Below are 22,665 nucleotides of genomic sequence, written 5' to 3'. Positions count from 1 at the left end.
CGACGGGCGGTACAATGATGGCCACTATGGCAGAGTTAGTGAAGCGTGGTGTGGATCCGTCTCTGGTTAGGATTGTCTCAGTAGTAACGGCTCCCCCAGCGCTACAGAAACTTGCTGAAGCGTACCCCCAACTAGTTATTTATGCAGGCATTATCGATGAAGGTTTGGATGAAAACGGCTTTATCGTTCCAGGTCTAGGCGATGCCGGGGATCGCACATTTGGTACTAATTAATCACGTCACATCATGAGTCAATCGAGTAACTTCACTGGTGGATTTTTTCTAGGAGCTCTGTTGGGTGGGCTAGTTGGTGGTGTGGCTGGAGTACTTGCCGCCAATCGGATTAATCGTGTAGAGGATGACAAAAGTACAAGTTTTAGTCAATTGTCAGAAGATATTCGCCAAAATTTGGCTGATATAAGTGACGATGAACGCATGGAAATTGCTCGTCGCGGTCTTGAGGATAAAATTTCTGAGCTAAATGCGGCCATTGAGGATGTCCGTGAGCAATTGGGAAGTACTAATGGTCGAGCTGCTGACTATGAAACATCGACCACCGATTAATGCGGTCGGTTTGCTGCTATTGACTTTAGGGGACGCATGGATTTAGCAAAATTGCGCTATATCCGTATCTTTCAGATAGAACTGTTCTGAAGATTAGCAACACTGTCGGTTTATATCGGCTTTCAACACTCTACTAAGGGGTGAGAGGTACCGTAAACTCAAGTTGTAATGCTTTGAATCAAACCCCTTTTAGGTTGTAGAACTCATCGGTTACACTAAACACCAGGCCCTAGAGTTATTCTCTATTTTCGTAAGGTAGGATACCTATGCTTCAAGTCATTCCTGCAGCGTTAGCCCAGTTTATCAGTATCTATTTAGCTCTGCTGTTGGTACGGGTGCTGCTTAGCTGGCTACCAAACTTAGATTGGGGAAACCCTCTCCTGTCTGCGCTTAGTCAGATTACCGATCCATACTTGAATCTGTTCCGATCGGTGATTCCTCCTTTGGGTGGAATTGATTTTTCTGCGATTTTGGCCTTTATTGTGCTTCAGTTTGTTCGCAGTGCTCTGGTGCAAGCAACCTATGCGTTGGCTGCAAGTGGTTACATGGCTTATTCGAGCTTCTAGCGGGTTGCATGCAACAATGTTTCCAGAGTGGGCAAAGTTTGTTCTCAAAGATTTCAATTTAATCTATTCGACCCTGGCGTCTGACTTTGCCTACAAATCCAGAGGCCTTAAAGTTCTTTAACTTGAGCGGTGGGGGTTGATTGGCAGCGATGGACACACGGATTTCAAAGTCGCTACTGCCAGGGGGAACATAGTCTACGCCACCGAGTCGACCACGATTTTGCATGACTGGATTGTTGTTTTTGTCGTAAATACGACCAAAAATATCAGCATTGAGAATGGGCTTACCAGAGTTGTTGGTCAATGTGCCTGTGACTAAGTAGCAGGTAGCTTTGCCAAGGCTGCCTGAGTCAACGATGCCTTCTGCATATTCGGCTGGGCACTCATCGTAAGCGAGGTTAGACACATCTAACGGTGTCATCGCCTGGGCTGGTGATGACATGAGCCCAAAGCACATGATTAAAAAGGCGACAATGGTTGCACGAAAAGCCATGGAAAGAATCAGGGTAGGTTTTAATTATGGTACCGGGTCTATGGTGCCAAAAACATACCCTGATGGCACAAGTGCTTCTCTAAACGGTTTGCTGACGATTGGGCAATACCCACACGAGCACTGGTGTTAGCAAAATCATTGCCAGCGAAAAGCTAAGGCAAATCCAAAGTCCTTGAATTTGAGCAGGGGTCATGGGAGGTTTCTCCAGAATGGCGGAATAGTTTGTCAGATAAGCTGATTGGCGTGTCAGACAAGCTGACTGGTGTGTCAGACAAGCGTAAAAAAAGCTGTGGGCAAATAAAAGCAGGCACTCAACATTACAGGGCTTTTCCAGAGAATTCCCGAAAACATTGTCTGTCTGTTAGAAACTGTAAGATCTGTTTAGTAAGCGTTTACATAAACTCTCGGCAAAGAATGAACTCAGTGTTTCTGGTTACTGGGTGGATGCCCTGTGATACTGGGAGCTATTAGTCAGGAGTCAGAAGTCAGGGGGGGCAGGCGTTATACAAACTCCGAGTTCAGTAACCCCATTAAAATGGACAGTCCCGTAGGGGCACGCCCTTGTGGATGCCCACGGCAAAGTCTCAGGGATTACCCTGTAGCTTGATATGTGACGGAAGATTTACTTAACTCGTACAAATCGATCGGTCGCCATACAACGCAGTCTTTGGATATCTTCTCGACGAGAGATCGATAAAGGAACGGTTGTTTTAATGGCTTGAACCAGTAACGGTGTATCGAGTGAGCACTGCTCGTGTATGGATTGATATAAGCTTGATACAATAATTTGCTGAATTTCGGCACCGCTAAAGCCCTCGGTAGCCTGAACCAGTTCGGCCATGTTGAAATTTCCGGGAGTTTGGTGGTGGCGATTGAGATGAATGGTAAGAATTTTGGCGCGGTCTTGTGCATCGGGTAAGTCCACAAAGAAAATCTCATCAAAGCGTCCCTTGCGTAGCAGTTCAGGCGGCAGCTGTGAGATATCATTGGCTGTGGCAACAACAAAAACTTCTTGGGATTTTTCCTGGAGCCAGGTTAAGAACGAACCAAAGAGGCGACGGCTTAAACCACCATCCGTATCCATGCTCTGGGTACCCCCCATGGTTTTTTCGATTTCATCAATCCACAGAACAGCGGGGGCCATTTTCTCAGCTAGAGAAACAGCTTGGCGAAAGTTCTTTTCTGAGCCGCCCACATACTTATCGTAGAGCCGCCCAGCATCCAGCTTGAGCAAGGGTATTTGCCATTCACGGGCAATGGTTTTAGCCGCTAAGGATTTTCCACAGCCCTGGATGCCTACGATTAAGATGCCCTTCGGTGGTGTGAGATTTAGGGCCTGAGCCTGGGGGCTAAAGCCTGTGCGAGCACGATTTAACCAATGTTTTAAGTTGTCGAAACCGCCCAGCTCAGCTGTGTTTTTTTCAACCGGTATATAGTCAAGTAAACCGCTTTCACGGATAATTTGCATCTTGCGCTCTAGGACTCGGCCAATGTCCTTGGCTGTCAGGTGACCGTCTTCTAGGGCGGCGTAGGCAATCACTTTTTTGGTTTGGTTTAGCGTCATTCCCTGGGTTGTGCTAACCAGGGTACGCATTTCCTCTGGGCTTAGTTTGACCTTGATGCGTCCCCGTAATGCCTGTACGGCTTCCACAATGGCTTTATGCAATTCATCCCGATCAGGCAAAGGCATATCAAAATAGACCGCCTCATGTCCGATCTCCCGTGATAGAGATACTTGCTCACCTGAGATCAGGAGAGTGGACTGGTTGTGGGCAAACTGCTGGGCAACTTCGCGGAAAAGTCGGGTGACCACCGGGTCGTTAAAGTGGGTAGAAAAATCTTTGAGCCAATAGATGGCGCGGTGGGCAACGGCTTGCATGTGCCGCAGTGCATCAACGGGCTCAGCCGTATCATGATCCACAGCAGCACGACTGGCTCCAGGTGGTGCATATTCGTTTTGCCAGCGGTTATACTGGTTACCCTCAAGTCGGACTAGCCCTTGAGCAATACTCCATTCATAGATAGGGAGTTGCAAATCCAGGGTGGCTTTGTTGATTAGTTGCTGTATGCGTTCCTCTTCAACTGTTTCCACCACAATGATGGGATGAAACGACATGATTAAGGTTTGCAGGTGACGAACGCTGGCAGCAAAGGGCATAAGGTAACGATCCAGGTGTAGCTGGGCTCAGGATGCCCAGATAGTAATAGAAAGGAAAAGTAACAGATTAGCCGTTATTTATGGGACTACCTGTCTCCTTAACTTCTTCATTGGAGTCCGGTGTGATTCCAGAGAATGGTTCCGGTTGATCAAGAAGAGATTCTGGACTGTCAGGTCCATTGGCTACAGCTACTTTCCAAGGAGCAAAATTAGGAACCTCCCACTGGTCAAGAATATCTTTGATTACGAGTTCCTGTAGCCAGATTTTAGCGACAACGGCAAGCGGTAGGGCTAACACAAGACCGAGAAAACCAAATATGAAGGCAAAACAAATTTGGGAAATTAGGGTGAATGCTGGTGGCAAAGAGATTTGACGGGCCATTACCGTTGGCGTCAACCAGTAGCTTTCAATCTGTTGGATGATGACATACCAAATAATAACTGGAACAATCTTTAAAGGGTTGGTGGGGTCTTGAAGGGCCACCATGGCTGGAAAAATAACGCTTATGCTGGGTCCGACGTTAGGTATAAAGTTGAGAACGCCTGCTAGTAGGGCATGAGTTAGCACAAACTTGATTTGTAATACCCACAGACCGACAAAACTTAAAGAGAAGATAAAAACTGAATTGAGAACAATACCTCCCATCCAGTTGCATAGGGCGATTTCGCAATCTTGTAAAATGCCATCTGCTCGTCGGCGATAAAAGGATGGTATGAGACGTAGTAAAGTGTTGCGGTAAATGGTTGGATTCCCTAAGAACATTAGGGATAGGATTAATACCAGAAGAAATTGGAGTAGAACTCTCAGTGAGGAGTTGAAAAATGTAAAAAAGTTGTTGAAAATATCTAAATTGTTAAAAGCATTGAGTAATGCTGAGTCTGGAGAGGTCGCCCAGTTGATAAATTCCTCTAATTCGGGCAAACGAAACTGATCGGGTAAGTACGTTTCAAGTTGAGCCAGCGTTTCAGGGAGCTCGCGAATAGCATCAATGATGAGAGCGATTAACAGTTCAAATTGTGCGACAAAGGGGGGGACTACTAAAACTAAAAAGAGGGTAACGACTAAAAAACTACTCGTCAGTACTAGGGGGACGGCAAATCGTCGGGGAACGCCTGTTTTCTGTACACGACGTGCGAAGCTGTTAAGTGCGATCGCAAGCACCACTGCCATAAACACCAACAGTAAAATTGCCCGTAGCGCCCAAAGAATATAGAAAGTCGCTAAGATGCTGATCAGGCCAATCCATTCACCAAGCTTCACGAAATACTCCTGACTATCACCACGGCATACTATGCTTACTGGTTATCGGATTTGCTCCAATACAGAACTACCTCACCATAACCAGACGGAATTCCGCCCATTTTAGCTAACCTACTACAAATAAAAATCTTTCAAAAGAAAAACTAGCCTATTCACCGTTATTTTGACCACACCCACTCCTCAGTGGCAGCTCCCCAACGACGAGACGATTTCCACCGATTGGGTCGAGACTGTCCAGACGATTGCGAATTCACCCAATCCGCCAAAGCGAGCGGCGGAACTACTGTGGCAACGTGGCATTCGCACAGCCGAGCAACTAACAGCGTTTATTGCCCCTGATACCTATCAGCCTACTCCACCAGCTGCTTTTGGCTCAGAAATGAAGCAAGCTGTGGAGCGCATTCTTCAGGCCGTGGAGCATCAAGAAACCGTCACGATTTGGGGAGATTTTGATGCGGATGGTATTACCTCTACGGCGGTGTTGTGGGATGGTCTACGCCAGTTTTTTCCAGATGGACAGCTCAACTACTTTATCCCTAACCGGCTGACTGATTCCCATGGTCTGTCTATCCATGGCCTTGAGGCCCTGGCAGATGCAGGGACAACCTTAGTGATCACCTGTGACAATGGGAGTACTAACCTCCAAGAAATCGATCATGCCCGGACGCTGGGGATCGATGCGATCATTACCGATCACCACACCTTGCCGGATGAGCGACCGAACGTGGTCGCCATCATTAATCCACGTTATTTTGAACCCGAGCATCCCCTGGCTAACCTGTCTGGTGTTGCGGTTGCCTACAAGTTAATCGAAGCACTCTATGGCTGTCTGACACCCACACGGCCTCTGGCAGAGCTGACGGATTTAGTGGCCATTGGTCTAATTGCAGACTTGGTGCAGCTGAGCGACGACTGTCGCTACTTAGCACAAATTGGTATTCGTCAACTGCAGACCCATCTAACAACAGACGATCCAATTCGTCCTGGGGTGGCTCAGCTACTGAGGCTGTGTCGTCGAACCGGCGATCGCCCTACGGACATTTCCTTTGGCATTGGTCCCCGCATCAACGCCGTTAGCCGTATCCATGGCGATGCCCGATTTTGCGTTGAGCTGCTGACCAGCCAAGACCCAGACCGTTGTCAGGAGCTAGCAGAACAGACGGAAATCGCCAATACCCGTCGTAAGGCCTTGCAAAAGGATGTTTACACTCAGGTGAGCCAGCAGCTGAGTGGGGTAGATATGGCCACTGCCCAGGTAATTGTGCTAGCCGATGCTCAATGGCCAACGGGTGTATTGGGAATTGTTGCTGGTCAAGTGGCTCAGGAGTACGGCAAGCCAACAATTTTGCTCACCATTGATGGTGAGGTAGCGCGGGGCTCAGCTCGGTCAGTGAATCAGATTGATCTGTATCAGCTAGTGACAGACCAGGCGCATCTATTAACTAGCTTTGGCGGGCATCCCTTTGCGGCAGGCATGACGTTGCCGGTGGAGAATGTCGGTGTGTTTGCCGATGCCCTGAACCGGCAGCTGCGGCAGGTGGGAGTCACCTCTGGTCCGATGATTCAGGTGGACTTGGACGTGAGCGTATGTGAGCTGGGTAAGGAGTTATTTCAGCAGCTAAATTTGCTAGAGCCCTATGGCATGGGCAATCCGGTGCCCCGATTGTTGATTCGCCATGCTTGGTTTGATAATACTTGGCATCAGAAGATTAAAGACCCAATCTCGCATCGTAAGCTGAGATTTATCAAAACCCATTTTTTGATCAAGGACGATACGTCGACAGCTGGATTTCCGGGACTGTGGTGGGGCCACTATAAAGATGACCTGCCCGTGGGTCGTTGTGATGTGGTGGTAGAGCTAGATTTTAATGCCTATTCTCGACGGAAACAGCCCCAGTATGGCGGCTATGAGGTGCGGTTGATCGATGTGCGCTCTGTGGAGTCTGAGATTGCTGTGTCGATGGCCATACCCAAGCAGCAGGTGATTGATTGTCGTGCCCAATCTGCTGCAACAGATGTATCCGATGCGCTGGTGGTTACCCAGTGTCCGACGGCATGGCAAGACCTGCGCCCCTGGTTTCATCAGGCTAACCAGCAGCATGCGCCTTTGGTGTTGGCCTATGACAAGCCTGAGCCGGTGCCCCCGATTGAGGTGTGGAAGCGGCTAGTCGGTATTGCCAAGTATCTGGCGCGCACGGAGACATGTGTGACGGTGGCAGAACTAATGACAAAGCTGGAGCTGGGAGAGGTGGCGTTAGGAGCTGGGTTAGCTGCATTGGGTAGTTTAGGGTTTCAGATCAGAGAGACTGATTTGGATGCGCCTATGGAAATCGGGGGGCTTTCCCCATCTCCTTTACTATTTTCCTCTATGGCCATCACTCTCCTATATGATGCGAGTCTGGCTGCAACAACAGAACAACAACAGACTAAGCTACGGTTGTTCTTAGCAAGTTTACGAGAAGAACAGTTTCAGCGAAAGTACTTTTCTGATGTGCCTGTAAATGTTGCTCAAACGGTTATGGAGCGATAAGCGTATGAGTACTAGAACAATCCCAAGCCTGAGTTGATGTCTTAACTTTTCATGAATGTCTGCTGAGGCAACACCGTGGCGCTGTAAGCTGAGCCTGAGCTAACAGCGCCGTGCTTCTATTCTGATGAGAATTAATAAACAGACTGATTTAGAACTTGTTATTGTCAGTGCCAGCGATCGCAACGGGTTGATTTTGCCACTGATTATTTTGAGCCTAACAGTATTGGGATGTATCCTTATCGTTTCTAGTGGAGAAGTGCCTGCCTATGGTTTCTGGTTACTGGCGGCTTTGGGAGCCTATGGCCTGTATATGCTCTACCTGGCGCTACAGTCGGAAACGTTAACCTTGGATAAGACGGTTGATGCAGTTAGATGCGATCGCAAAACCCTACTTGGCACTAAACGTTGGCAGCTGCAATTCTCCACACTACAGAATGTCAGTGTAGGTACCCACAAACGTCGATATAAAAAGCGCAATGGTAACTATGGAACGCATTGGTTCTACAACCTAACGTTTGCAACCAGCGATGATCAGAAAAAAGAGATGCTCTACTACAATGATGGTGAGGGTGTAGATGCAGCGTTGCAAGCCATCAAAGAGTTTTTAGGTGAAACACCCTTGCAAGGTGATAATCCGCACAAACGGCAGTTCAATGCCTCCAATCACCGCATGAGAATAACACCGGATTATCAAACCTGGCGCGAGGCTATTTTTAACATTGATGCTGGCCAGGCAGGGGGTTCTGACAGTGCTATTGATCCAGTGTATGCTGTGCTGATGGACGTTGGTATGATGGATGAGCGCACATCGGAAAGATGGGCGATATCGTTGACTGCGTTTCTATCTGGCGAGGCTTCTTTTCGGCCCACATCAGGGGGTGGCATGGTTGGGTTGGGGGCTGACCTCAAGGTGGCCCAAGTCGCTCAAGAAATTGTTCAAATGGCTCAAACGCTACTGCCAAAAGCATCTCCCATCGAGGACCATGCTCTCCCTGAACCCGACCTGATTCAGTTTCTCTTTCTGACGCCCTATGGAGTCTATGGCGTGGCAGACGATCTACACCGGTTACAGAAAAAAACTGACGATCCTTTTAATACCATGTTGAACAAGTTCGGATTTATTCGTCAGTTTGCCGATCAGCGTATAGACCAAAGATAGGCCTCTCTTTTCACACATTTACGTATGACATATACGATGTTGAGGGCAAAGAGAACGTTTTCTCATTCTATTTTTATGATTAGGGAGCCTTTAGAATTAAGCTCAATGTACTCTGCTATCTTTGTGTTACGTAGGGTTTGTTATTAATAATTCTCTATGATCATCGGATACCAAAAACCAGCTGACGGTATCTTCTGTTTTCTCTCTGGCAAGGTAGAGATCAAATGGACCAGATTCTTTTTTTTCTCGACTGGTTAGCTGGATGGTAGCTTGGTAGGTGCCTTGAATGTGAAATATATCGTCATCTTGAGGTTCGCGTAGGGTTACTTCAACCTGACGGAGTTTAACGTTGGGCAGTTGAGGTACTTTGGGCGCTAGATGAATGATTAGTGCCTGCTGGGTTTGGGCCATTTTGATGGCTAGGCCTTGTTCTATGACTGATTGAGGTGGCATGGTGCCAAAACTGCTACAGGCTTGTAAGAGTAAAACTAGGCTAAGCAGACATAACCAATGTAAACGACCCATAATCCTTTATCTACAGCAACGCCCTAATTTTAAAGTTGACCTACCAGGATGTGAAGTAGAACATGGGGATTGTGATTTCCGTTTGTGCTTATACAGGCTACGGAAATAGGGGCAATGCTGCAAAACTCTAGCTAAAGTTTGGGCCTTAATTCTAGAAAACCGCCCAGCATACTGGCTATGATGGACCAGGATAGCCTCTGCTAAATATTTCGGATATTCGGCTAATATTTCAGTCAATTGAGTCTGTAGGAAGAGATTGGTGAGAATCTTTTCTTTAACAGGGTTGGGGATGTCCGCACTTTTGTGGCTTAGGACTTAGTTGTCCTCCATCACCAGGCGGAACCCAAATAGGATATGTCGAGACTCTACAGGCCGATCATGCTGGTAGGCGGCGCGACAAAAACCGGGGAAATCGTCCCAACTGCAGCCCTTGAGGAAAACCTCAGCGCCACCTCTAGTCAGAGTTCTGGTGTACTCAAATACGTTTCCTGCCATATCCTCAATGCCGTAAGGACTCTGGCTCAATGGATAAGTCCCTACATCACTTGTCCCATAGGGACCATTTTTGGCCCAATTTGTCCCATCATCTCGCCACTCACGACCCCAAGGAAAGTAGCGTCCATCTGTCCCCCGCGCTGCCTTTTCCCACTCCAATGCTGTCGGTAGCCGATAGCTGACGCCATCTTGACCAGAGCGCCACTCTGCATAGGCCACCGCATCTCCATAGGAAATCAGCACCACCGGATGATTTTCCTGCCCTGCTGGATATTGGTCTTCATGCCACAGATAAGGTTCCACCTCATTGTAGTCATGGACTAAAAAGCCCTGTTCCTGATAATCCGCTGCCGAAATCCCTGGTGATCGATGCTCTGTTGTTAGCACGAATGCCTGGTAGTCCGCATTGGTGATCAGGTTTTGGCCCATGCAGAATGAAGGCAACGTCTCTGTGCGTCTGTCTGGTTCCCGCTCAAACCAACCCCGCTGACGGTAGCCCGCTTCGGCTGTAGCCACATCCTCGGGCGAATCCGCAAACCCTTCTGCACTGATGCGATAGGCGTAGTCGCGTTCGGTGCGATCGCTACCTGCAATAAAGTCACCACCCTCCACATATGCAAATCCTGGCATTGCCTCACAGTCCGCCTGTGTCATCTCAGGCGTAGATCCAGACGTGACATCCTGACAGCCGATCAGCATCAACAGCGACAACAGACTCAAGTTTCTATGGATTGACCTTGTCATAGCTGTTCCTCTCACCAAGACGTATGACATCTTAAAGCGTTAGCCTGAGAATGGGCTGTGAATATTATCGGCATTATGTCGAAACGGATGCCTGTACTACGCCCGGCGGTCCCAAACCCAGACCAAACTGTTGAATGCCCTCAACCCTAGCGGTCTCGACAACAATATCCCCAATAAAAATAGACGATCTAAAAGTGGCTGTGCCTTTTGCCATCCCTGCAAATTACAATGCGAATCACGTATTACCAAGCTTCTCAGGGCGGTATATTTTATCTCCTACATGCAGTTAACCTTGCGCCTCGAACCTATCTTCTTTCAGCTTAGCAGTACCATCAGCCTGCAAAACCCATAGCTCTTTATGAATCACTCCATGGGCCTTGTTCATCTTCCATTTCGAAGATAAAACAGCTGTTGTTGCATCCAGGACTTCGATCTTAGGTTCGATGTACTCCACATCAGAAAAACCATCATCAATCAGTTGTTGCCAAAATGCTTGGATCTCAGCGTGCCCTGTAAAAGTACCGAAGGGAATAGCCTGCATGATGGCAGATGCCTCATATTGAGCTGTGCAGCCTGCGGCATCACCTGTGTTAAATGCCATTTTCCATCTTGAACTAGCTTCATTGACAGCTGTTAACAAGGTTGAATTTTGAGGGACCTGGTTCATTGTTTGGATTCCTTTGCCGGTATACATTACCCAGGTTAGTGATACTCAAACTGGAAAAACAGTGTCAAAATCGACTTATTTGATGTCATTTCTGACAACCTATGGTTCAGCAGATAACGATTGGTCTCCTGATGTATCCTGGTGCACAGCTGTCAGCGGTTTATGGTCTGACGGACCTGTTTTTTACAGCTAATCGGATAGCGATGGAGCATACCCCACGAACTGTGGAACCATTGTCAGTCAGCCGTTGGCAGCTAGCCCCGAAGTCAGGATCCGTAGAGGTTCTGGATAATACTGACTGCCCAAATCAACTAACGGTAGTCATTATTCCCCCTAATCTTGAAAGCCAAGGAACAGATGAGCCAGACGTTGTGCTATTGGACTGGTTAAAAACACAACATGACGGAGGAGCTGTCATTTGTTCTATTTGTACAGCGGCCTTTGTACTGGCTCGTACTGGCTTGCTAGATGGCCGACCTGCTACCACCCATTGGGCTTTGAAAGAGGTGCTGGCAACTCAATTTCCTAAGGTGCGAGTGCGGACCGAGCAGATGGTAATTGAGGATGGCGATATCATCACCGCAGGAGGTGTGACGGCTTGGATTGATTTGGGCTTGCGTCTGATTGACCGATTTTTAGGCCCTTCAGTAATGCTAGAGGTGGCCCAGTTTTTTCTTATTGATCCTAACGGTCGAGAACAACGGTTTTATAGCAAGTTTGCGCCTCAGTTCTACCATGGTGATGAGGCGATATTGCGAGTACAGCATTGGCTTCAAGCCCATTACAGTGAGTCCATATCTATTGCTGATATGACGACTGTGGCCGTATTGGGAGAACGCACATTTTTACGTCGTTTCAAAAAAGCGACTGGCATGAAACCCATTGAATATCTTCAGGCTTTGCGGGTAGGTAAAGCGAGAGAAATGCTAGAGTTTTCTCAAACCTCGTTTAGTGAAATTGCCTGGAAAGTTGGATATGAAGATCAGGGTGCGTTTCGAAAAGTCTTTTATCGGTTGATCGGGCTGCAACCCAGTGAATATAGACGTCGATTTTCTGTACGAGTGATAACTGATGTGACTAGCTAACTTTGAGGCGCAGTTGGTTAAAATTATTTAGAGGCTTTACTCCAGCCCTTTTCCATAGCCTCTGCCTCTGTACAAAACCACTTTTCACCCTGTTCTGGACTGATTACGGTTGTTTGATAATCTGCCATATTTGGTAGGTGATAAATCTTTTTGCCCGTATTGATGGAGATGTTACCTTTAATGGTGCAACCTGGTTTGGTAATGGCAGTAATCAGGCCAGGAGAACGGCTGGACCTAAACTCCAGAATGATTAGAGCCATGGCAGATAGCATAATCACGCCGATCATAGTTTGAATTCGCCCACTTTTTTTTTGCTTAGGGAAACTGGGTTTTGGTGATTTAGGTTTGATGCCTGCGATGGATGCTTTCGCCGCCCGGACTTTTCCTTTTGGAGTGATAACTCGCTGATACAAAATAGTATCGCCCACCTTAGGGTGAGGACTATTTTCTGGAAGCGCACTGATATGGAGGAAGACGTTTTTACCTCCATGATGGGCTTTGATAAAGCCAAAGCCTCTGCCTTCTTTCCAGGTGATTAACTGCCCTTTCGTCAAAATAGGTTTCATGGACTGTTCCCTAAACTTGATGCCTATTTTGTAGGCTTACTAGTCTGATTATGGGATGACAGGACAGTATAGTTAACGCTTTTGTGAGGCTATGTAAAATAAAGTCATTGCGGTTCAGGGGGGGGGCTCTAAGTGATTTGTTATCCCCAACTAACTTGATGGCATCAAGAGACTGTATATCTCTGACAACCGTTTAGCTAATGAAGTCTTCTTGGCAGGTGCTTTCGGCAAGCTGGATATGGACCCTCAGTCGTTGACCGGCTGAACAACGAAACGGAGGAATCTGGATGTAATCATCATGCGCCCCAGCTTTTACACTTTTTAGCAGTTCCCCAGTTTCTGATAGCTCTAAGGCGAGCATGACATTGTTAGGCAAGATGGTGTCGCTAGATGGATAAAGCTGAATCCGAATATTACGACGTTTGTTGGCCTCAATATCCACACTAAACATCAGCAACAGATCATCGGGAGCAGTATTCAGAAAGATCTTTTTGCCACAGGTGAGAACAGCTGTTCCGTCAGCATCTGAGCGCAACCTCGATATTTGAGACTGAGGAAGCAACACATCTAAGCTTTGCCAGCCTTGCTCAAAGATATTTTCTAGCCAGTCTTCGATGCTGACGGTAGTGGCATTTTGTCTCTTGATATATAAAGCTTGTCGCCACTGGTCGTTGCTAAACAATGCACCCCACTGGCTAAAATTGATTGCTAGCCTAGGGTCAGGTACATGCGCTAATTGTTGCACTAGGCTTTCCGCTTGAGTGGCGGATAAATCAGGCAGCATATCTATTGGGCTAGATTGGACTTGTTCCATTTGCTGGGCGACCCAAAAGGTAGAAAAATCCTGTACTAAATCTATCTCCTTAAGGCGGTAGACACGTTCAGCAGGGTCGTAGTCACTCTTAAATTGAAGCTGTCCGTAGGTCGTGTAGCCCCACAACACCAGGTGTTGCTCATCAACATCAACGTAGGCAGCAATGTAATAATCTGCAGACCAGCCAGGTAGATCAACCCATTCTTGAGGTACTCTTAATTCCGCTGCATCGATTGTTTCGGCAAGAATTACCACAATTCGGTTGTTGCCCAGTGATAGGGGTAAGCCCTCGACAACATGCCAGATGTCAAAGGGGGCTGCATGGGGCCATGAACCCACAGCTTGGTCAAATTCTTCCTGGAACCATGACATGAGTGCCTCTAGCCCCAAAGAGTGTAAATAGATACGCCAGCGAGCAGCTGGATCGGAAATGGACGTACTATGCTGCCACTTGATCGGGTCGGTTGGTACTTCCAGAACAGGCTGTACGGGATTGTCAAATAACACGCTCATTCCAATACCTTTGGTAACTCTGGGGAATAGTGACGCTGCAACCACTCATGTATTACCTCACTAACACTAGCTAGTACGGTAGCTTCATTGGGGATATGCAAGGTTTCTTGACTCCAGGTTGTAACACTGAGAAGTAAGCGTTGACGGATTCGACTAAGCTTACGAGATACTTGATATTGCTTGATATCTAGCTGATTGGCAATATCATTCTGGGTAAGTGCTTGCTGATAATACAAGGTTAACAATGTTTGACTAGGTGCATCTAAATTTGCCACTTCATTTTTCAAGATGGCTCCAATTTGCTGTGCACGTAGTTGCTGTTCTTTATAGTCTTCAGTAGCGAGTAGCTCTGTCATTGGAGTGTCATGGGTTTGTAGAGCATCTAGCTGTTCTTCACCGGAGTCATCATATTGAGGTTGATTGAGGGATGTTATAGAAGGTGTCAAATAAGATCTCGCGATCGCAGCTAACTGGGTGAGCTCTCTCAAGAGTTCTTTAGTACCAACATCTATACTTATATCTACACCGTTAGAGTTAGGGATCAGATTGTAACGAAGTTGGTTATAGCGTGCAGAGATGGCCTGTAATTGTTCTTTGTTTGGAGGCTGTAATCCGCGAACTAACCGTCCTGGCTCAGGGATGCAAACATCTTTAAAACATTTCCAGATCAAGATTAAGGGGTCTAAGTGGATGTATCCGGCTGACTGTAGGGAGTTTTTTAACTGCGTTTGACTCAGTCTGCGTAATAATCCCCAGTCGCTACTGATGTTAATGGCTTGTTGCTGGCGCAGTTGGTCTCTAAGGCAGTTGCCAAATGCAGTGCGGGCATAGGCTCTGAGATTGCTGCTGTAGTCAGGATTGTAGCCATTGAGAATTCGATCAACGTGTGCGATCGCAATCTGAAAGCCATCTGCAAGGGAGCACTGAACCATGGGAAACCGACGGGTCACATGATCGGCTGCCCAATAGCAGGGTTCTTGCAAATAGGCCCATAGATGTTTGGTGGCGTCAGGATTCTCCTCTCTGAGTCGATACCAATATAGGACCCAATCCTTTTCTGAATGCTCCAATGGTCTATTTTGAAGCAGTTGCTGTTGCATGTTTCTGGCCAGGCGTGGCTCAGATACCCATGCATCAAACCGATCTCCCTCGAACTGGATAAATGTGGAGAAAATTGCCAAAATGTCAGTCCGGGGACGCATTGTCTAATTACAAAATTGCACAGCAGTACGTTGACAAATCCTGTGGGTCATTAGTTCTGGCTCCATTCAGGGTTAAGGGTTACGATACTATAATGCGTTCGATTCTACGTAAGATCACGGTTAACTTATAAATTGACGTACTTGATTTAGCCGCAATGCTTCAAAAGACGACTCTGCCATAGCTTTAGTCCTAGTATGGTCGTTTTCCATAATGGCGATAATGCCAATAGCCTTAGCACGGTCGTTTTCCATAATGGCGATAATGCCAATAGTCCTGCAGAATCTTGTCATGATCAAAGCAAAGACTATCAGGCAGCTCCCATAGATCGAACACCTTAAAGTTTTTGGCATCGTCCCCCGCAGTGGGTTCTCCAGTAGCTGTCGCTAAGAAAACAATACTAATGGTGTGTTTACGTTGGTCCCGGCTGGGGTCAGAATACACATGGAATTGCTCTAGTAGCTTGATATCTAACCTAATTTCCTCTTTCGCCTCGCGAATTGCGGCTGTTTCCACCGACTCGCCGTAGTCCACAAAACCACCGGGAATTGCCCAACCTAATGGTGGGTTCAACCGCTCAATCAAAATAATCGGACGATTTGGTCGATCGATTAATTCAATAATGATGTCGACAGTGGGAGCGGGATTGCGATAGGCCATAGGGTCGCTAACAGGTGTTCTTAACAGGACGGTCTTGCATCAAATAACCATGCTAAAGTCAATTGGCTTGGATTAAGGCCAAGACATTGTCAAAGCTTAAGCTCTTAGACTTTGCTTTGGTGAAGAACGGCTGTGCGACTCCCTGTCTTTACATCCATGCCTTTATAAAACAGTGGGCATTGCCCTTCAACTAACCCAGTACCCTTTATTCTTCACCCTTCGTCATGGCATTCACCCGAGCTAGTGGTATTCTGTTGCACCCCACGTCGCTACCCAGTCGTTATGGCATTGGAGATTTGGGACAAGCGGCCTATGGTTTTGTGGATTTTTTAGTGGAAACTAAACAGCAGCTTTGGCAAATTTTGCCCCTAGGACCAACGGGCCACGGTAACTCTCCCTACATGTGCTATTCGGCCATGGCCGGTAATCCTTTGTTGATTAGCTTAGATGAATTAGCAGAGCAGGGGCTATTGGAGAAAGCTGATCTGGTAGAGGTGCCTGAGTTTTCCGCTGAGCGGGTGGAGTATCACAAAGTGATTCCCCATAAGCTGGAATTACTAAAGAAAGCGGCTCAAAAATTCCAGGTGAAGGAGCCTCAAGAGTTTCAGGAGTTTTGTCAGGCCCAGGCCTTTTGGCTAGAGGATTACAGTCTGTTTATGGCGCTGAAGGATGCCAATCAGGGGGCCAGCTGGACTGATTGGGACCGGGCAATTGCTAAGCGGGAACCAGAAGCGTTAGACCTGTGGCGAACTAAGTTGGCGGATGCCATCTTTTTGCAGAAGTTTTTCCAGTTTGAGTTCTGTCGCCAGTGGTTTGCCCTCAAAGCCTATGCTAATGAGCGACAGATTCAGATTATTGGCGATATGCCGATATATGTGGCCCACGATAGTGCGGATGTATGGGCATTCCCCGAGAACTTTATGGTGGACCCTGAGACACTGCTGCCGTCTCAGATGGCAGGGGTGCCGCCGGATTATTTTAGTGAAACCGGTCAGCTGTGGGGGAACCCCACCTATAACTGGGAAGAGCTAGAAGAAACCCAGTTTGATTGGTGGCTTAAACGAATTAAAACGTCCCTATCCTATGTGGATCAGATTCGCATTGATCATTTTCGTGGGTTTGAGTCCTATTGGGCGGTGCCTGAAGGTGAAGAAACCGCGATGAATGGTCAGTGGGTTGAAGCACCCGGTGTGCCGCTGTTTGAACGGGTGGAAGAAGTATTGGGTAAGCTGCCGTTTTTAGCAGAAGATCTTGGCATCATCACCCCTGAAGTAGAAGCTCTGCGGGATAAGTTTGGTTTCCCAGGCATGAAGATTCTCCAGTTTGCCTTTGGCTCGGACCATCGTAATCCGTATTTGCCATTTAATTGCGATCGCAATTTTGTTATTTACACAGGCACCCACGACAATGACACCACCGTTGGTTGGTATAGCAAAGCCAATGATTATGAAAAACAACGCCTGATCGACTTTGTGGGTGGTGTGGCCCCGGAATCAGTGCATTGGGCGATGATTCGTTTGGCCCTGTCTTCTGTGGCTACTCTATCTATCGTTCCCCTGCAAGATTTACTCGGTCTAGGCTCCGAAGCCCGCATGAATACCCCAGGACTCGCCGAAGGTAACTGGGAGTGGCGGTTTGATGCTGCCATGTTGAATCCCACTGTATGCCATCAATTTAGAACCCTCACAGAGTTGTACGGGCGCGCTACCCATCAATGGCCCTAAACATCGTCAATCTTGATGGATTTACTTGATATTGATCGGGCAATGACGTAGCCATTGCTTAAGTTTTGTCATGAAAATCTCTATTAACTTTGTCTGTGTTTGTAAACGAAGTTAATAGAAAAATTTCGAGAAGATAAAAATTTAGTTAACGCTCCAGAATGATTTATGGGTCAAGTTAACAGAGGTGGAAGACTGGTTTATAGCTTGTGGAGTTTCCCCTACACAACTCGACGTGTAGTCAAATTTACTGAAAATGATCAGTTCAAACAGGGGTCTTCCTTGCAATATCCCTGATAGAATCCAACCTAGAGGTAATTAAGGCGACATGTATGGCCATGGTTTCTAGCGGGCTAGCTCCTATCCAGTCCTCGCTGCGGGTAGGTTTAGGTAGAGTGTTAGTCGTTGAAGACGAAGAGCTGATCAGAGAGACAGTAGCGCTGGCCTTAGCTGAAGAAGGATTTGAAATTGTCGTTGCCGCAGACGGCCCAACAGCGTTAGAGAAATTACTGGGTTCGGCTGATGGTAGCAAAGATGCAATTCCAGACATCAGTCTGGTGATTTTGGATCTGATGTTGCCAGGAATGAATGGATTAGATCTTTGTCGATTGGTACGGCATCGAGGTCTGAATGTGCCCATTTTGATCCTCAGTGCCAAGGGGACAGAAATGGATCGCGTTGTCGGTTTAGAAGTGGGTGCCGATGACTACCTGTCTAAGCCATTTGGCATGCGTGAGCTGATTGCTAGATGTCGGGCTTTGCTGCGCCGCTATCAATCTACGGCTAAGTCAGAAGATAGTTCCGCACTGCGCTTTGAGGGTATTACGCTACATCCCAATGAGTGCAGGGCATTTCTCAACGATGTTGAACTTAACTTGTCGCCAAAAGAATTCAAAATCCTAGAGCTGTTTATGGGACGACCTCGTCGGGTGTGGTCCCGAGATCAGATTATTGATCGTGTCTGGGGGTATGACTTTATGGGGGATAACAAGACAGTTGATGTGCACATCCGTTGGTTGCGCGAAAAATTGGAAGAAGATCCAAGTAAGCCTAAGTACTTGAAGACTGTGCGTGGGTTTGGTTATCGATTGGGTTAAATGATTAGAATGCAAAGTTGCAGTACTTAATACTGCAATTGGTCCGAATCCATAGCTGACTGATTGTTAAGATATCTATGCCCTTAAGCATATCTATGCCCAAGGGCTACAGGATAGTGAATTGTTATGGGGCGTAGGATGGATACTGCCAACCCTCTTCGCTATGGTCAAAATCCCCCATGAACCGGTTGCGGTAAATCGTAAACAGTTTCTCCACGGCATGGTGGTTTCACCCCACACGGTTGCCGCCAAAGCTGGTGAGACAATTTTGCAGCAGGGTGGCAATGCTGTCGATGCAGCCATTGCTGTCAGTGCTGCCCTGTCAGTTACCTATCCCCACATGAATGGTCTGGGTGGGGATGGTCTGTGGTTGATTTATGATGCGTCCACTCGGCAGGTAAACGGCTTGAATGGATCAGGTCGTTCGGCTGCCTGCTTGAATAAGCCCATGGTGCTCTCGCAGCGAGGGGCCGCCGCTGCCATAACGGTACCTGGAGCTGTTGATGCTTGGTGGGAGGCCCATCAACGGTTTGGGCAGTGGCCCTGGGCATCTCTGCTGAAGCCTGCTATAGAGCTGGCCCAAAAGGGCTACCCGCTGTCGTCATCCCAGTTTCGCTGGACTCGGAAAGATCGAGACCTATTGATTAGGGACGCTGGGGCAGCAGCCACATTTTTGGCCCCTGAACAACGTCCTGGTTGCACGGTTAAAAATCCAGCATTAGCACAGGTACTGGAAACCCTGGCTAGGGATGGTGTGGATGCTTTTTATCGTGGGCCTATTGCCCGCGCCATTGTTGATTATGTTGCGCCCCTGGGGAGTCCCCTGAGCTTGGGAGATTTTGCCAATCACCAGAGCGACTGGGTGGAGCCGATGACGACCACCTATCGAGACCATACCATCTATCAGCTGCCCCCCAATACTCAGGGGCTGTCGGTGTTGCAGATTCTGAATTTAATTGAGCCCTACGACATCGCCAATTTGGATGAGGTCAGCTATTACCATCTGATGGTGGAAGCGACTAAGCTGGCGTTTTGCGATCGCGACCGTTGGATTGGCGATCCCTCATTTACCCATGTCCCACTAGAGCAGTTAGCCTCAAAGGCCTATGCCGATCGGCTAAGAACTCAAATTAATTTATCCCAGGCCCGAGTTGAAAACCCCTTGCCAAAGGGGGGCGATACTATCTATGCAGCGGTTGTAGATCGCTACGGTAACGCTGTTTCCTGGCTGCAAAGTTTATATTTTGACTATGGCTGTGGCGTTGCGCCCCCAGGGCTAGGCTTTGTGCTTAACAATCGAGGTGCTATCTTTTCCCCTGATCCCAACCATGCCAATGGAGTAGCTCCTGGTAAACGCCCCCTCCAGACATTGATTCCTGGGATGGCTTTGCAACATGAACGACCTCACCTGGTTTTTGGGACCATGGGTGGGGAAGGTCAGCCTCAAACCCAAGTTGCCCTGCTTACCCGTGTCTTAGATCTGGGCGTCGATATTCAAACTGCCATCAATATGCCCCGCTGGCGTTGGGGCCGTACCTGGGGTGAAACGTCTGCTCGACTGGCGTTAGAAGGACGTATTAGTGATGACATTTGCCATGGGCTACGCCAGCGCAAACATCAGCTTCAAATCGAGGCGAATTGGTCCGAAGCCATGGGCCATGCCCACATGATTCAGGTGCAGAAGACCCGTCTTTTTGGGGCCTGTGACCCCCGAAGTGACGGTTTAGCCATTGGCGTTGGTTAGAGTGAAATCGAGCAGACCCTTCAGATCGGTTCACAAAAGATAAATAAAGGCAAAATAAAAATTTTTTAGAAAAAGGTTATTTGGCTGGCCAGGAAATAGCTAAAACCTTGGCAACATCTCTAACCGGCTGCGGCAACCTTTAGTCGTTGCCGCAGCTTCATCCCTGGTTTCACTTCAAATCTTACAAAAATCCTTGATGGAAGTTTGTTAGAGTAGTCGCGCACGTAGTTCCATGCCCCCATGACTTCGCCTAATACAGATAGACCTCCTAAAGGGCGGCTATTTTGGAAAAAAGTAGCCATTACCCTAGGGGCAGGTACCCTCATACTTGGCACCGCTGCCGCCATAGGGGCTTGGGTTTTTATCAATAGAGGATTAACGCCGCTATTGGAACGGCGACTCTCCACTCTTTTAGAACGTGAATTAGAACTCGGTGACCTACAGGGCCTCTCTTGGAATGGTTTACGGGTAGGGCCTTCTAAATTAAATGCTACGGAAACCGATCCCACCTATGCGACGGCGCAGACTGTAGATGTGGGATTTAATCCACTGCAGGTGCTATTCCAACGGGAGCTAGAGATTGACCTCAGGTTAGTCGGGGCCGAGGGCTATGTGGAGCAGCACCCAGATGATGGCTGGCTAGGCATTGATGTACCCACATTTGAACCGGTGGAAGATCCGCTGATCAAGGTGCGGATGGATGATATTGATTTGGTAGATAGTCAAATCACTGTGGTCCCCTTACCAGCGGATGGGGCAGAGCCGACACCGTTAATGTTGGTCGATCTTAATGGCACTGTGGCGATTGAGCCAGTGGACGTTAATGGCCAGGAGGCACAACGAATAGAGTTTGCAGCCACCATCACACCGCCCAACGAGGGTGATTTAGAAATCACTGGTGCTGTAGTGCCGACACCTTCTGGGAATGATGAACAGCCTATACAGCAAGAAATTAGGCTGAATGTCAATGCTCAAGGAGTCGCTGCTGAGACGGGTTTGGCCTTTCTGTTGCCCACGTTAGGACAACAGAATTTGCCCCTGGCAGCGACGGCTGGCCGGGTTAGCGGTAACTGGACCGTTTCATTTTTGCCAGACCAACCGGTAACCGTGGATGGAGCCGGTAGCCTTGATAATGGTCAGCTACAGTTGACATCCCTGCCAAATACGGGCCCCTGGGGTAATACTATCGAGGATATCGATGCTGAAGCTCGATTTAAGGGCACTACGATTACGGTTGACAGCGCCAGGGGAAACTATGAAGACTTGGTGGCTACGGCCACGGGTACCGTTGACTGGAATGGCGACTATGACCTGACTGCCCAGGTTGCAGATGTGGACCTTGAACAGCTGTTAGAGCGTTCTGAGGTGGAGTCGCCCATTGCTCTAAGCGGTGTTTTTGACAGCAACATCGCGATTACGGGGCCAATTTTGCAGCCCCAACTCTCTGCCAGGGTTGTGGCTGATGGCCCAGTCACCGTTGATCGACTGGTGCTGAATGATGTCAATGCTGATGTGGTGCTAGAAAGCGATCGCATTGAAAATTTATTAAACACGGTGACGGTGGCTCAAATTAGTGCCACCCCCGAGCTTGGGGGGCAAGTCACGGGTAGTGGTGTTTTGAATCTGGCAAATTTACCCGATGGCCCACCAGAGTTGGACTTTGAGGCTACGGCGACGAATGTGCCAGGGGATGCGATTGTTGCGCTCTATGATGTTGAGCAACTGCCAGTCACCCTGGGCGCGATTGTTGCGACAGCAACAGTTACCGGTCCCATTGCTGCCTTAGAAGCCCGAGTTAATGTCCAGGCCCCCACCCTTGCCTATGGCGGTCAGGTTTATCCAGCCAATGCCACGGCAGTGTTTGCCGATGGCGGTTTCTCCATTCCCCAGGCATTGGTGCAGGTGGGTGCAGGTACTCTAACCGGTAGCGGTGACGTCGGGACAGATAGCTGGCAGGCCAATATCGCCGCTAATAATATCGATTTACAGGCATTGGGCATTGCCCAGGCGCTCGCGGGTAATCTCAATGCCGATGTTGCCCTGGCAGGTCCGGTTCAAGGGGCTTCCCTGGAAAACCTGCTGGCCATGGGAGACTACAATCTGC

20 protein-coding genes and 1 pseudogene are annotated in these 22,665 nt (G+C 48.1%); 10 read left to right on the top strand and 11 right to left on the bottom strand.

What is annotated here, in order from left to right; translation table 11 throughout:
- The 3 genes from DXZ20_RS05500 to DXZ20_RS05490 all read left to right on the top strand — a co-directional run.
- Window positions 1-233, top strand: a 233-nt coding sequence (locus DXZ20_RS05500; protein ID WP_284681664.1) for a uracil phosphoribosyltransferase, incomplete at its 5' end; no start/stop codon positions are given.
- Window positions 234-245: 12 nt separating this feature from the next.
- Window positions 246-563, top strand: a complete 318-nt coding sequence (locus DXZ20_RS05495; protein ID WP_163660767.1) for a ssl2009 family thylakoid membrane protein — start codon at window positions 246-248, stop codon at window positions 561-563.
- 266 nt (window positions 564-829) lie between these two features.
- Complete coding sequence (locus DXZ20_RS05490) at window positions 830-1,129, top strand: YggT family protein (protein ID WP_006515111.1); 300 nt, start codon at window positions 830-832, stop codon at window positions 1,127-1,129.
- A 58-nt stretch (window positions 1,130-1,187) separates the two neighbouring features.
- Here DXZ20_RS05490 and DXZ20_RS05485 read toward each other — a convergent pair whose 3' ends face one another.
- From DXZ20_RS05485 to DXZ20_RS05475, 3 genes are all read right to left on the bottom strand, one after another.
- Window positions 1,188-1,622 carry an FxLYD domain-containing protein gene (locus tag DXZ20_RS05485; protein WP_163696907.1) on the bottom strand — a complete coding sequence of 145 codons (435 nt, stop codon included), beginning with the start codon at window positions 1,620-1,622 and terminating at the stop codon, window positions 1,188-1,190.
- Window positions 1,623-2,244: 622 nt separating this feature from the next.
- Window positions 2,245-3,780 carry an AAA family ATPase gene (locus DXZ20_RS05480; RefSeq protein ID WP_163696906.1) on the bottom strand — a complete coding sequence of 512 codons (1,536 nt, stop codon included), beginning with the start codon at window positions 3,778-3,780 and terminating at the stop codon, window positions 2,245-2,247.
- A 67-nt stretch (window positions 3,781-3,847) separates the two neighbouring features.
- Window positions 3,848-5,041, bottom strand: coding sequence for an AI-2E family transporter (locus DXZ20_RS05475; RefSeq protein ID WP_163660773.1), 1,194 nt, complete (start codon window positions 5,039-5,041; stop codon window positions 3,848-3,850).
- Between the two features lie 163 nt (window positions 5,042-5,204).
- Here DXZ20_RS05475 and recJ point away from each other — a divergent pair, with 163 nt between their 5' ends.
- Window positions 5,205-7,571, top strand: a complete 2,367-nt coding sequence (gene recJ, locus DXZ20_RS05470; protein ID WP_163696905.1) for a single-stranded-DNA-specific exonuclease RecJ — start codon at window positions 5,205-5,207, stop codon at window positions 7,569-7,571.
- A 124-nt stretch (window positions 7,572-7,695) separates the two neighbouring features.
- The gene (locus DXZ20_RS05465; RefSeq protein WP_163696903.1) at window positions 7,696-8,730 is read left to right on the top strand and encodes a hypothetical protein; all 1,035 of its coding nucleotides are present in this window, start codon (window positions 7,696-7,698) and stop codon (window positions 8,728-8,730) included.
- Between the two features lie 126 nt (window positions 8,731-8,856).
- On the opposite strand, the gene DXZ20_RS05460 is transcribed toward DXZ20_RS05465, so the two are convergent.
- From DXZ20_RS05460 to DXZ20_RS05445, 4 genes are all read right to left on the bottom strand, one after another.
- Entirely contained in the window at window positions 8,857-9,183 is a 327-nt protein-coding gene (locus DXZ20_RS05460) for a hypothetical protein (RefSeq protein WP_163660779.1), read from the bottom strand.
- A 387-nt stretch (window positions 9,184-9,570) separates the two neighbouring features.
- Entirely contained in the window at window positions 9,571-10,494 is a 924-nt protein-coding gene (locus DXZ20_RS05455) for a formylglycine-generating enzyme family protein (protein ID WP_163696900.1), read from the bottom strand.
- A gap of 73 nt (window positions 10,495-10,567) precedes the next feature.
- Window positions 10,568-10,708 (bottom strand): hypothetical protein, encoded by a 141-nt coding sequence (locus DXZ20_RS05450; protein WP_163696898.1) that lies wholly within the window; start codon window positions 10,706-10,708, stop codon window positions 10,568-10,570.
- A gap of 72 nt (window positions 10,709-10,780) precedes the next feature.
- A complete protein-coding gene (locus DXZ20_RS05445) occupies window positions 10,781-11,161 on the bottom strand; it encodes a Cif family virulence factor (protein WP_163696896.1) in 381 nt (126 codons plus the stop codon).
- A gap of 101 nt (window positions 11,162-11,262) precedes the next feature.
- Between DXZ20_RS05445 and DXZ20_RS05440 the strand changes: the two genes are divergently transcribed.
- Window positions 11,263-12,246 carry a GlxA family transcriptional regulator gene (locus DXZ20_RS05440; RefSeq protein ID WP_163696894.1) on the top strand — a complete coding sequence of 328 codons (984 nt, stop codon included), beginning with the start codon at window positions 11,263-11,265 and terminating at the stop codon, window positions 12,244-12,246.
- A 23-nt stretch (window positions 12,247-12,269) separates the two neighbouring features.
- On the opposite strand, the gene DXZ20_RS05435 is transcribed toward DXZ20_RS05440, so the two are convergent.
- The 4 genes from DXZ20_RS05435 to DXZ20_RS05420 all read right to left on the bottom strand — a co-directional run bounded on the left by DXZ20_RS05435 (window position 12,270) and on the right by DXZ20_RS05420 (window position 15,999).
- Complete coding sequence (locus tag DXZ20_RS05435; protein ID WP_163696892.1) at window positions 12,270-12,812, bottom strand: sunset domain-containing protein; 543 nt, start codon at window positions 12,810-12,812, stop codon at window positions 12,270-12,272.
- A 193-nt stretch (window positions 12,813-13,005) separates the two neighbouring features.
- Window positions 13,006-14,139, bottom strand: coding sequence for a DUF1822 family protein (locus DXZ20_RS05430; RefSeq protein WP_163696889.1), 1,134 nt, complete (start codon window positions 14,137-14,139; stop codon window positions 13,006-13,008).
- Window positions 14,136-15,341: a sigma-70 family RNA polymerase sigma factor gene (locus DXZ20_RS05425; RefSeq protein WP_163696887.1), complete on the bottom strand. Its 1,206-nt coding sequence runs from the start codon at window positions 15,339-15,341 to the stop codon at window positions 14,136-14,138. The genes DXZ20_RS05430 and DXZ20_RS05425 overlap by 4 nt, the downstream gene beginning before the upstream one ends.
- 232 nt (window positions 15,342-15,573) lie before the next feature.
- Window positions 15,574-15,999, bottom strand: a complete 426-nt coding sequence (locus DXZ20_RS05420) for an NUDIX domain-containing protein (RefSeq protein ID WP_163696885.1) — start codon at window positions 15,997-15,999, stop codon at window positions 15,574-15,576.
- A gap of 206 nt (window positions 16,000-16,205) precedes the next feature.
- Here DXZ20_RS05420 and malQ point away from each other — a divergent pair.
- The 4 genes and pseudogenes from malQ to DXZ20_RS05400 all read left to right on the top strand — a co-directional run.
- Window positions 16,206-17,723, top strand: a pseudogene (malQ, locus tag DXZ20_RS05415) (4-alpha-glucanotransferase); the annotation flags it as partial.
- A gap of 329 nt (window positions 17,724-18,052) precedes the next feature.
- Entirely contained in the window at window positions 18,053-18,817 is a 765-nt protein-coding gene (locus DXZ20_RS05410) for a response regulator transcription factor (RefSeq protein WP_163660800.1), read from the top strand.
- 163 nt (window positions 18,818-18,980) lie between these two features.
- Complete coding sequence (ggt, locus tag DXZ20_RS05405) at window positions 18,981-20,561, top strand: gamma-glutamyltransferase (RefSeq protein ID WP_163696881.1); 1,581 nt, start codon at window positions 18,981-18,983, stop codon at window positions 20,559-20,561.
- A gap of 240 nt (window positions 20,562-20,801) precedes the next feature.
- Window positions 20,802-22,665, top strand: a 1,864-nt coding sequence (locus tag DXZ20_RS05400) for a hypothetical protein (RefSeq protein WP_250565639.1), incomplete at its 3' end; no start/stop codon positions are given.

This window comes from Adonisia turfae CCMR0081 (genome assembly GCF_011009555.1).
Lineage (GTDB): Bacteria > Cyanobacteriota > Cyanobacteriia > Phormidesmidales > Phormidesmidaceae > Leptothoe > Leptothoe turfae.
This window is presented reverse-complemented; position numbering and strand designations above follow the sequence as displayed.